Source organism: Actinophytocola sp. (genome assembly GCF_035942955.1).
Lineage (GTDB): Bacteria > Actinomycetota > Actinomycetes > Mycobacteriales > Pseudonocardiaceae > DASYTH01.
Map to the genome: position 1 here is coordinate 19,879 of NZ_DASZCQ010000124.1, position 10,345 is coordinate 30,223.

The 10,345-nt window shown below is 68.5% G+C and carries 10 protein-coding genes and 1 tRNA gene; 3 read left to right on the plus strand and 8 right to left on the minus strand.

Annotated features, from left to right (window positions below):
- Positions 1-4: 4 nt before the first annotated feature.
- Both VGX25_RS12195 and polA read right to left on the minus strand, forming a co-directional pair.
- Positions 5-457, minus strand: coding sequence for an AraC family transcriptional regulator (locus VGX25_RS12195; RefSeq protein ID WP_326917777.1), 453 nt, complete (start codon positions 455-457; stop codon positions 5-7).
- The gene (gene polA, locus VGX25_RS12200) at positions 441-3,089 is read right to left on the minus strand and encodes a DNA polymerase I (RefSeq protein WP_414635778.1); all 2,649 of its coding nucleotides are present in this window, start codon (positions 3,087-3,089) and stop codon (positions 441-443) included. The genes VGX25_RS12195 and polA overlap by 17 nt, the downstream gene beginning before the upstream one ends.
- A gap of 240 nt (positions 3,090-3,329) precedes the next feature.
- Between polA and VGX25_RS12205 the strand changes: the two genes are divergently transcribed.
- Both VGX25_RS12205 and VGX25_RS12210 read left to right on the plus strand, forming a co-directional pair.
- Positions 3,330-3,677: a hotdog fold thioesterase gene (locus tag VGX25_RS12205; protein ID WP_326917789.1), complete on the plus strand. Its 348-nt coding sequence runs from the start codon at positions 3,330-3,332 to the stop codon at positions 3,675-3,677.
- On the plus strand, positions 3,674-4,225 hold the full coding sequence (locus VGX25_RS12210; protein WP_326917779.1) for a hypothetical protein: 552 nt from the start codon (positions 3,674-3,676) through the stop codon (positions 4,223-4,225). Before VGX25_RS12205 ends, VGX25_RS12210 begins: the two co-directional genes overlap by 4 nt.
- On the opposite strand, the gene VGX25_RS12215 is transcribed toward VGX25_RS12210, so the two are convergent.
- The 6 genes from VGX25_RS12215 to VGX25_RS12240 form a co-directional block, all read right to left on the minus strand.
- Positions 4,222-4,938, minus strand: coding sequence for an ABC transporter ATP-binding protein (locus tag VGX25_RS12215; RefSeq protein ID WP_326917780.1), 717 nt, complete (start codon positions 4,936-4,938; stop codon positions 4,222-4,224). The two genes, VGX25_RS12210 and VGX25_RS12215, sit on opposite strands and share 4 nt — an antisense overlap.
- Complete coding sequence (locus VGX25_RS12220) at positions 4,928-5,719, minus strand: ABC transporter ATP-binding protein (RefSeq protein ID WP_326917781.1); 792 nt, start codon at positions 5,717-5,719, stop codon at positions 4,928-4,930. The genes VGX25_RS12215 and VGX25_RS12220 overlap by 11 nt, the downstream gene beginning before the upstream one ends.
- Complete coding sequence (locus VGX25_RS12225; protein ID WP_326917782.1) at positions 5,716-6,846, minus strand: branched-chain amino acid ABC transporter permease; 1,131 nt, start codon at positions 6,844-6,846, stop codon at positions 5,716-5,718. Before VGX25_RS12225 ends, VGX25_RS12220 begins: the two co-directional genes overlap by 4 nt.
- Positions 6,843-7,805, minus strand: a complete 963-nt coding sequence (locus VGX25_RS12230) for a branched-chain amino acid ABC transporter permease (RefSeq protein WP_326917783.1) — start codon at positions 7,803-7,805, stop codon at positions 6,843-6,845. Before VGX25_RS12230 ends, VGX25_RS12225 begins: the two co-directional genes overlap by 4 nt.
- A 115-nt stretch (positions 7,806-7,920) precedes the next feature.
- Complete coding sequence (locus VGX25_RS12235; RefSeq protein WP_326917784.1) at positions 7,921-9,126, minus strand: branched-chain amino acid ABC transporter substrate-binding protein; 1,206 nt, start codon at positions 9,124-9,126, stop codon at positions 7,921-7,923.
- Between the two features lie 318 nt (positions 9,127-9,444).
- Positions 9,445-10,038: an ANTAR domain-containing response regulator gene (locus VGX25_RS12240; RefSeq protein WP_326917785.1), complete on the minus strand. Its 594-nt coding sequence runs from the start codon at positions 10,036-10,038 to the stop codon at positions 9,445-9,447.
- A 153-nt stretch (positions 10,039-10,191) separates the two neighbouring features.
- Here VGX25_RS12240 and VGX25_RS12245 point away from each other — a divergent pair.
- Positions 10,192-10,265 (plus strand) — tRNA-Leu (locus VGX25_RS12245).
- Positions 10,266-10,345 lie beyond the last annotated feature (80 nt).

The following is a 10,345-nucleotide window of genomic DNA, read 5'->3' on the forward strand; positions in this document are numbered from 1 at the left end:
GACCCTAGGAGGCCGGCGCGGACCCGGACTTGTCCGGGATTGCTGGCCGTCCCCAGGCCATCAGGAAGCACCCGGGCACCGGCGGCCGCCCGCCGTTGTGGATCACGGTGCGCCGGTAGACCGACGGCGTGCAGCCGACCAGCTCGGTGAACCTGCGGATGAACGAGCTCAGGCTGGTGAACCCGACCAGCATGCACACCTCGGTGACCGTGAGGTTGACCGACGACAGGAGATCCTTGGCCCGCTCCACCCGCCGGCGCGACAGGTAGGCGCCCGGGGTCTCGCCGAACGCCACGCGAAACTCGCGCGCGAAGTGGTACCGGGAGAACCCGGCCGCCGCGGCCATCGCGTCGAGGTCGAGCGGCTCGGCGAACCGGGCGTCCATCAGGTCGCGGGCCCGGCGCAGGTGCACGATCACCCGCGCGGACGGCGGCGCCGGCCTAATGCGCCGCGTCATTCCAGCTTCGGCCGAAGCCCACCGAAACGTCGAGCGGGACGTCGAGGTGGTAGGCGCTGCCCATTCCCTTGCGTACCAAGGCTTCTACCCGCTCGCGCTCGCCGTGGGCGACCTCGAGGACGAGCTCGTCGTGCACCTGCAGGAGCATCCGGCTGCGCAGGCCGCCCTCCTTGAGCGCGCGGTGCACGGCGAGCATGGCCACCTTGATGATGTCCGCGGCGCTGCCCTGGATCGGGGCGTTGAGCGCCATCCGCTCGGCCATCTCCCGACGCTGGCGGTTGTCCGACAGCAGGTCGGGCAGGTAGCGGCGCCGGCCGAAGATCGTCTCGGTGTAGCCGTCCTTGCGGGCCTGCGCCACCACCGACTGCAGGTAGTCGCGGACGCCGCCGAACGTGGCGAAGTACTCGTCCATCAGCCTGCGCGCCTCCTCGGTGGAGACCCGCAGCTGCTGGGACAGGCCGAACGCGGACAGCCCGTACGCCAGGCCGTAGTTCATCGCCTTGATCTTGGCCCGCTGGGCGCCGGTGACCTCGGTCGGGTCGCAGGAGAACACCCTGGCGGCCGTCGCGGCGTGGAAGTCGAAGCCGGAGTTGAACGCCTCGATGAGCGCGGCGTCGCCGGACAGGTGCGCCATGATCCGCATCTCGATCTGGCTGTAGTCGGCGGTCATCAGCTCGGCGTAGCCGTCGCCGACGATGAACGTGTCGCGGATCGTGCGGCCCTCGTCGGTGCGGATCGGGACGTTCTGCAGGTTCGGCTCGGTGGACGACAGCCGGCCGGTGGCGGCGATGGTCTGGCTGTAGGTGGTGTGGATGCGCCCGTCGTCGGCCACCGACTTGATCAGACCCTCGACGGTGATCTTGAGCCGGGTGGCGTCCCGGTGCTCGAGCAGGTGCGCGAGGAACGGGTGCTCGGTGGCGGCGTACAGGTTGGTCAGCGCGTCGGCGTCGGTGGTGTAGCCGGTCTTGGTGCGCTTGGTCTTGGGCATGCCCAGCTCGTCGAACAGCACGGTCTGCAGCTGCTTGGGCGAGCCGAGGTTGATCTCCTTGCCGATGATCGCGAAGGCCTCCTGCTCGGCCTGCTTCACCCTGGCGGCGAAGTGCGCGTCCAGCGAGGTGAGCAGCTCGACGTCGACGGCGATCCCGGCGGCCTCGACCTCGGCGAGCACCTCGAGCAGCGGCAGCTCGATCTCGGCGAGCAGCTTGGCCTGGCCGAGCCGGACCAGCTCGGCGTCCAGCGCGTCGGCCAGCTCGGCGATGGCCCGTGCCTTGAGGATCTCGCCGGAGGCCAGCTGGGCGTCGTCGCCCTCCACGCCGTCGAGCAGGGACAGCTGGCGCTCCTCGGGCTGCTCCTCCACCCGCAGCTCCCGCTTGAGGTAGCGCAGCACGAGGTCGTCCAGGCTGAACGAGCGCTGGCCCGGCCGCACCAGGTAGGCGGCCAGCTGGGTGTCGGTGACCAGGCCCTGCATGGTCCAGCCGCGGTGCCGGACCGCGTGCAGCGAGCGCTTGACGTCGTAGGCCAGCTTGGGCGCCTTGGGGTCGGCCAGCCAGTCGACCAGGGCCCGCTCGTCGGCCTCGGCGAGCTGCCCGACGTCGATGAACACGCCGCCGCCGTCGATGCCGGCGATGGCCACCGTGCGCAGCTCCACCGCCTCGCTGGCCACCCCGACCGGGGTGTACCGGAAGCACACGCCGAGCCGTCGGCCCTTGCGCTCGGCCAGCCACGCGGCCAGCTCGCCCGGCTGCAGCATCCCGCCGGTGACCTCGAAGCCCTCCTCGGCCTCCGGCTCGACGCTGGTGTGCTCGGTGAACAGCCGCTCGCGCAGCACCCGGAACTCCAGCTCGTCGAACAGGCTGTGCACGGCCTCGCGGTTCCACGGCTTGTGCGCGAGGTCGTTGGGCCCGACGTCCAGCGGCACGTCCTTGACCAGCTCGGTGAGCTGCCGGTTGAGCAGCACGTTGGACAGGTTCTCGCGCAGCGCGTCGCCGACCTTGCCCTTGACCTGGTCCACCTTGTCGACCAGCGCACCGAGCGAGCCGAACTGCTGCAGCCACTTGGCGATGGTCTTCTCGCCGACCCCGGGGATCTTGGGCAGGTTGTCCGACGGGTCGCCGCGCAACGCCGCGAAGTCCGGGTACTGCGCCGGCGTGACCCCGTACTTCTCCAGCACGGTGTCCGGGTCCAGACGCCACACCTCCGACACGCCCCGGCTGGGGTACAGCAGGGTGACCCGGTCGTTGACCAGCTGGATGACGTCGCGGTCACCGCTGCAGATGAGCACCTCGAAGTCGTCGGCGAGGGCCTGCGTGGTGAGCGTGGCGATGAGGTCGTCGGCCTCGTAGTTGTCCACCGCGAGGAACGGGATGCACAGCGCCCGCAGCACCTCCTCGATCAGGCTGACCTGGCCCTTGAACTCGTCCGGCGTGCTGCCGCGGGTGGCCTTGTAGTCGGCGTAGGCCTCGTTGCGGAAGGTCTTGCGGGAGACGTCGAAGCAGACCGCGATGTGCGTCGGCTTCTCGTCGCGCAGCAGGTTGATCAGCATCGAGGTGAAGCCGTAGACGGCGTTGGTGTGCTGGCCGGTCTGGGTGGCGAAGTTCTCCTTCGGCAACGCGTAGAAGGCCCGGTAGGCCATCGAGTGGCCGTCGATGAGCAGCAGTCGGCGTTGATCGGTCCTGGTCCCGGCCGTGGCAGTCACGATGCGAGTCTAGGGTGGGACACCGACACATCTGGAGGCGGTTGGGAGCGACAATGCGAAGCCTGCTCGCGACCGCCGACCGGGTGCGGGTGTCCCGCAAAACACTGTGGAGGACCTGTGACCGCCGAACCGCCCGAGATCCCGCCCGAGATCGCCGAGCAGTTGCTGATCACGAGGATGGGCATCGAGATCACGGAGTGGAGCCCGGAGCGGGTGGTCGGCACCATGCCGGTGAAGGGCAACCTGCAGCACTACGGCCTGCTGCACGGCGGCGCCAACGCGGTGCTCGCCGAGACCCTCGGCTCGATGTGCGCCGCGGCCAACGCCGGCTGGGACAAGGCGGTCCTCGGTCTCGAGCTGTCCTGCACACACCACCGCTCGGCCACCGAGGGCACGGTCACCGGGGTGAGCACGCCGCTGCACACCGGGCGCACCACGGCCACCATGGACATCGTGATCACCGACGAGCGCGGGCGGCGCACCTGCACCGCCCGGCTGACCTGCCTGATCCGGGAGCGCCGGTGAACCTCGTGCGCGGGGGCGCCGCCGCCGTGCTCGCGGTCGCGATGCTCGCCGCGTGCACCCCGGCCGCCACCGACGCCGGCCCGCCCTCCTCGACGTCGGCCACCTATCCGCTGGATCCCCGGCCGGTCCGCCCGGACGAGATCCCGCTACGGTTACCGCCGGTCGTCGAGGGTGACACGTCGTTCACCCTGATCGGGCTCACCAAGGGGATCTCCAGCCTGGTCGGCAGCCACGCGGAATGGAACGCCAAGGGCCAGTACTACCGCATCCGGCTGGTCATCACGAACGTTGGGCGCAGCAGCGTCCCGTTCGACACCGCCCGGCAGCTGCTCGTGCTGTCCAACGGGTCGACCGTCGCACCCGACCCCCAGGCCATGCTGATCAAGCGGCAGCCCGGCCAGTTCGACCTCGGCGCGGCCGTCCGGGTCGAGTTCGATCTCTACTACGACATCGCCAAGGACGCCACTCCCACCGCGCTGCGCGTGTTCGGCGGCCCCACCCTGACCGACGGCAACGACGAGCAGGGCACCGACATCCCGTTGAGCTAGCTGACGCCCAGGTCGCCGCCCAGGTAGGCGGCCCGGACCTCCGGATCGTGCAGCAGCTCGCTGGCCGCGGCGGACTTGAAGATCCGGCCGGTCTCCAGCACGTAGGCGCGGTGGGCGAGCTGCAGGGCCTGGTGGGCGTTCTGCTCTACCAGCAGCACCGTGGTGCCCCGCGAGTTGATCTCCTTGATGATCTCGAAGATCTGCGCGACCAGCATCGGCGCCAGGCCCATCGACGGCTCGTCGAGCAGCAGCACCTTGGGGTTGGTCATCAGCGCCCGGCCGATGGTGAGCATCTGCTGCTCGCCGCCGGACATGGTGCCGCCGTACTGGGACTTGCGCTCGGCCAGCCGCGGGAACAGCTCGTAGACCGTGGCCAGCTCCCGGCTCACGCTGCCCTTGCGCGCGTAGGCGCCCATGAGCAGGTTCTCCTGGACCGTCATGCCCGGGAAGATGCCCCGGCCCTCCGGCGCCTGGCCGATGCCGAGCCGGACCCGCTTGTGCCCGGCCAGCTTGGAGATGTCCTGCCCGTCGAACACGATCTGCCCGCCGGACAGCGGGCGCAGGCCGGAGATCGTCTTGAGCGTGGTCGACTTGCCGGCGCCGTTGGCGCCGATCAGCGCGACGATCTCGCCGTCGGCGACGTCGAGGCTGATCCCCTTCAGCGCCGCGATCTTGCCGTAGTGGACGTGGATGTCCCTGACCTCAAGAAGCATCGGCCTCGGCTCCCAGGTACGCCTCGATGACCTTCGGGTTCTGCTGCACCTCGCGCGGGGTGCCCTCCGCGATCAGCTGGCCGAAGTCGAGCACGGCGATCCGGTCGCTGATGTGCATCACCAGGCCCATGTCGTGCTCGATCAGCAGCACCGTCCGGCCGAGGTCCCGGATCTGCCGGATCAGCTCCTGCAGCGACTGCTTCTCCGCCGGGTTCATCCCGGCCGCCGGCTCGTCGAGCAGCAACAGCTTCGGGTTGGTCGCCAGTGCCCTGGCGATCTCCAGCCGCCGCTGGTCGCCGTACGGCAGGTTCTTCGCCGTCTCGTCCGCGCGGTGGGCGATGCCGATGAACTCCAGCAGCTCCATGGCGCGCTCGCGACCGTGCCGCTCCTCGCGGTAGTGCCAGGGCAGCCCGAGCGTCGCGCCGATCGCGCCGGTGCGGTGGTGCGCGTCCGCGCCGACCATGACGTTCTCCAGCGCGGACATGTTGTGGAACAGCCGGATGTTCTGGAACGTCCTGGCGATCCCGCCCTTGGTCACCTTGAAGCGCTTCATGCCGTCGATACGGCGTCCGGCGAAGCGCACCTGGCCGGAGGTGGGCTTGTACACGCCGGTGACCACGTTGAACACTGTCGTCTTGCCGGCGCCGTTCGGCCCGATCAGCGCGAAGATCTCGCCCTCGCGCACGGTGATGTTGACCTCGCGCAGGGCGACCACGCCGCCGAACTGCATCGTGAGGTCCGCCAGCTCGAGCATGACGGGAGCGTCGGCCGGGTCGGTCATCGTGACACCTCCACCGAGGAATCCGTTGTGGGACCGGCCACTTCGGCGCCCATCGAGCCCATGCCGCCCGTTCCCTCGGCCAGCTCGGCCTTGCGCCGTCGCGACGGCAGCAGGCCCTCCGGTCGAATCGCCATGAGCAGCACCAGAACGCCGCCGAAGAACAGGATCCGGTACTCCTGCAGCTCGCGGAAGCGCTCGGGCAGCCAGGCGATCAGGAACGCGCCGAGCATCACGCCCGGCAGGTTGCCGGAACCACCCAGCACCACCGCGACCAGGATGGTGGCGGACAGGATGAACGGGAAGTTGGGCGGCGCGATGAACACCGCCTTGCTCGCGTAGAGCACGCCGGCGAAGCCACCGATCATAGCGCCGATGAAGAACGCCAGCAGCTTGAACTTGAACGTCGGCACGCCCATCAGCTCGGCGGCGTCCTCGTCCTCCCGGATCGCCGCCCAGGCCCGGCCGACCCGGCTCTTCTCCAGCCGCCGCGCGAAGATGATCACGATCACGATCGCCGCGAGGATCATGTAGTAGTACGGGGCGGGATCGAACGAGAACTCGGTGCCGAACATCGGCGGCGGGTGCGGGATGTTGGTGATCCCCCGCGATCCGCCGATCTCGTCGGTGTTGTCCGCGGTGATCCGGACGATCTCACCGAAGCCGAGCGTGACGATGGCCAGGTAGTCGCCCCGCAGCCGCAGGGTCGGCGCGCCGAGGATCACGCCGGAGATGGCGGTCAGGACGATGCCCATGACCAGCGTCGCCCAGAAGTTCCAGCCGTGCTTGGTGCCGAGGTAGGCCAGCGAGTAGGCGCCGATCGCGAAGAACGCCACGTATCCGAGGTCGAGCAGCCCCGCCTGCCCGACCACCACGTTCAACCCGATGGCCATCAGGATGTACACGCCGACCGGGAAGATCAGCACGGTGGTCCAGTCCGCGCCCGGCGACATGAACGAGCCGATCCACGGCGCCGGAAGGATCAGCGCGAAGACGATCAGTCCGATGTAGACGATCCAGCGCTGCCACCCCGACGCGCCGGCCCACCAGTCCCGGACGCGGTCGGTGGAGCCACCGATCCTTCGACGAAGCGAGATTCCGTTGTTGCTCACGTTGTCGCCGCCCTTCATGCGCGCGCCCGTTGCAGGGACTCACCGAGCAGGCCGGTCGGGCGGAACATCAGCACGACCACCAGGACGATGAACGCGGTGACGTCCTTCATGGACGAACCGACGAATATCGCTCCCCAGTTCTCGATCAGGCCCAGCGCGAACCCGCCGAGCAGCGCCCCGCGGAGGTTGCCGATACCGCCGAGCACCGCCGCGGTGAACGCCTTGATGCCCAGGATGAACCCGATGTTGTACTGGGTGTTCTCGAACTCCATCACGTACAGCATTGCCGCGACACCGGCCATCGCCCCGCCGAGCAGGAACGTCACCCGCACGATCGTGTCGATGCTGACGCCCATCAGCACCGCGGCCTCCGGATCCTGTGCCGTGGCCCGGATCCCGCGACCGATCTTGGTGCGGCTGACGATGAGGTCGAGGATGACCATCATCGCCAGCGCCGCCAGGATGATGATCACGTGGTCGTTGGAGACGTCGGCGTTGCCGATGTTGAACAGGTGCTCCCGCTCGAGGATCCGCGGCACCGGGGTGTTGTTGCGGCCAGGGCTGTCGAAGACCTCGGGAATGATCACGAGGGCGAACAGTTCCTGGAGGAACAGCGACGCGCCGATCGCCGAGATGAGCGCCGCCAGCCGGGACGCCCCCTTGCGGCGCAGCGGCCGGTAGGCCACCTGCTCCAAGAGAACGGCGGCACCTCCGGATGCCGCCATCGACACGACCATCATCAGCAGGATCAGTCCGATGAGGGCGAACCCGCCCACCGGCGCGGAGATTCCCATCGTCATCAGCACGAACAGCGACGCGAACGTGCCGATCATGAAGATTTCCGAGTGCGCGAAGTTGATCAACCGCAGCACGCCGTAGACCATCGTGTAGCCGAGCGCGATCAGCGCGAAGATCGCGCCGACGCGGAGTCCGTCCACGGTGCTCTGCAGGAACTGGAGGCGCAGATCATCAAGCATGGTGAATTGGCAGCCTTATCAACGGGGGGCAACGGGGGCGAGTGTGTCGCCACAGTGGTGGGAGCGGGAGCGCTGTGCACGCTCCCGCTCCCCCGCCTTCGTATGGCCGAAGTCCTCAGCCCTCGAGCTTGGCCTCCTCGGCCGGGCCGAGCAGCTTCACGGCGCCGTTCTTCACCTGGTAGATGAAGATCGCGTTGGCCTCGGGCTCGCCGTTGTCCTTGAACTTGACCGGCTTGGAGATGCCCTCGAAGCTCACCGTCTTGATGAAGTCGTTGATCGCCGTGCCGTCGGTCTTGCCCGCCTCGGCCGCCTTGATGAACACGGTCGCGGCGTCGTAGCCCTCGGTCGAGTAGATCGCCGGGTCCACGTTGTACTTCGCCTTGTACTTGTCGAAGAACGACTTCAGCTCACCGGTGGCGTCGCTGCCGGGGATGCTGCACGGGCAGCCGACGACGGCGCCCTCGGCGGCCGGCTTGCCGGCGGCGGTGACGAGCTGGTTGTCCAGCGAGCCGTCGCCGGAGGCCACCGGCGCGGTCACGCCGCCGTCACGCAGCTGCTTGAGCAGCTTGCCGAGCTGGGCGTAGTAACCGCCGTAGAAGATGACGTCTGGGTTGGCGGCCTTCACCTTGCCCACGGTGGACGAGTAGTCCGAGGCGTTCTGCGAGAACTTGTCGGTCTGGGTCGTGACACCCTTGCTGGTGAAGGTCTGGTTCACGGTGTCGGCGATGCCGACGCTGTACTCCTGGTCGTCACTGATCACGAACGCCGTCTTCGGGCTCTTGGCCTTGATCAGGAAGTTGGCGATGCCGGGACCCTGGTCGGCGTCGTTGGCCACCACGCGGTGCCAGTACTTCCAGCCGTTCTGCGCCAGACCCGGGTTCGTGGCCGACGGCGACACGCTCGGGATCTTGCCCTCCTCGAGCTGGGCACCGACCGCCTTGGACTCACCGGAGAAGGCCGGCCCGATCAGGCCGACGATCTTGTCCTGGCCGATGGCCTTCTGCACCAGGGAGGTGGCCTGCTCCGGCTTGCCCTGGGAGTCGTACTCGACGAGCTCGATCTTGACCTGCGGGTTCTTGGCGTTGTACTCCTCGATGGCCAGCTTCGCCCCGTTGCGGGGCGGGATCACGATCGCGGAGTTCTCACCGGTCAGGTCGCCCATGAAGCCGATCTTGATGGTGGTAGCGCCGCCACCCCCACCACCGCCACCGCCGGAATTGTTGTTGCTCGAACCGGCACAGGCGGCGAGAGTGAGAGTCAACGCCATGCCGGCGGCGAGCACGCCGCCTAGGCGAGCGATCTTGGGCCGCAACGTTCCCATCCTTTCCATCACACCTTGGTTGTCAGGTGCACGGCAGTACACGGACGAGTAAGGTACCCGCCCGAGGATTTGCCCGGTCTACAGCGGTGCCGTACGGGTGTCGACACGCCCCGCACCAGTGTTACCCGTTCGTTACCGTGCCTGCTGTCAACTGACATACTGGGGTTTCTCCCCTGCGTGGTCCGCGCCCCGAGCGCGTCACGGGCACGGCCAGACGTCGGTGACCGTAGGTCGTGAGCCCGCCCGAGTCCCGGCTCGTGACCACACTGCAACGAAACTGAACGGGTCTGTCCGCATGCCGGACGCACGGCGCGGCGCTCAGCCGAGGTTCTCGACCACGGCCTCGGCCACGGCCTTCATGGTCGTCCGCCGGTCCATCGCGGTGCGCTGGATCCACCGGAACGCCTCCGGCTCGGTCAGCCCCTGCTTGGTCATCAGCAGGCCCTTGGCCCGCTCGATGAGCTTGCGGGTCTCAAGGCGCTCGGTCAGCCCCGCGACCTCGGTCTCCAAGGCCTGCAGCTCGGCGAACCGGCTGACCGCCAGCTCGATCGCCGGCACCAGGTCATGCTTGGCGAACGGCTTGACCAGGTAGGCCATCGCCCCCGCGTCCCGGGCCCGCTCCACCAGGTCACGCTGGCTGAACGCGGTCAGTATCACCACCGGCGCGATCCGCTTCCCGGCGATCTGCGAGGCCGCGTCGATCCCGTCCACCTTCGGCATCTTCACGTCAAGGATCACCAGGTCCGGCCGCAACTCGTGGGCCAGCCGGACGGCCTCCTCGCCATCGGCCGCCTCCCCCGCCACCGCATACCCTTCCTCGCGGAGCATCTCCACCAGGTCGAGCCGGATCAGCGCCTCGTCCTCGGCGACGAGCACGCTGCGTTGCACAGCCTCGGTAGCCTGCTCGGTCACCGGGGACCTCCCTCGTATCGTGGGTTTTTCGCCGACCCCGGAGCCTACCGGCCGCTCCCCACCAGGTCCGCCGGGCAAGACGTGATCACGCCAACACCCCGGCACCCCCCACCCCTTATCCCGTACAGTCACCCACAGACAGTCACCACCCCAGCCCCCGTAGCCCAACCGGCAGAGGCAACGGACTCAAAACCCGTCCAGTGTGCGTTCGAATCGCACCGGGGGCACTCGCTCGTGCGGACGTATGTCCGCGGACAGCGCGGACCAGACTCGCTCGGGTGTCTTCTGGGGGCCAAGCCCCCAGACC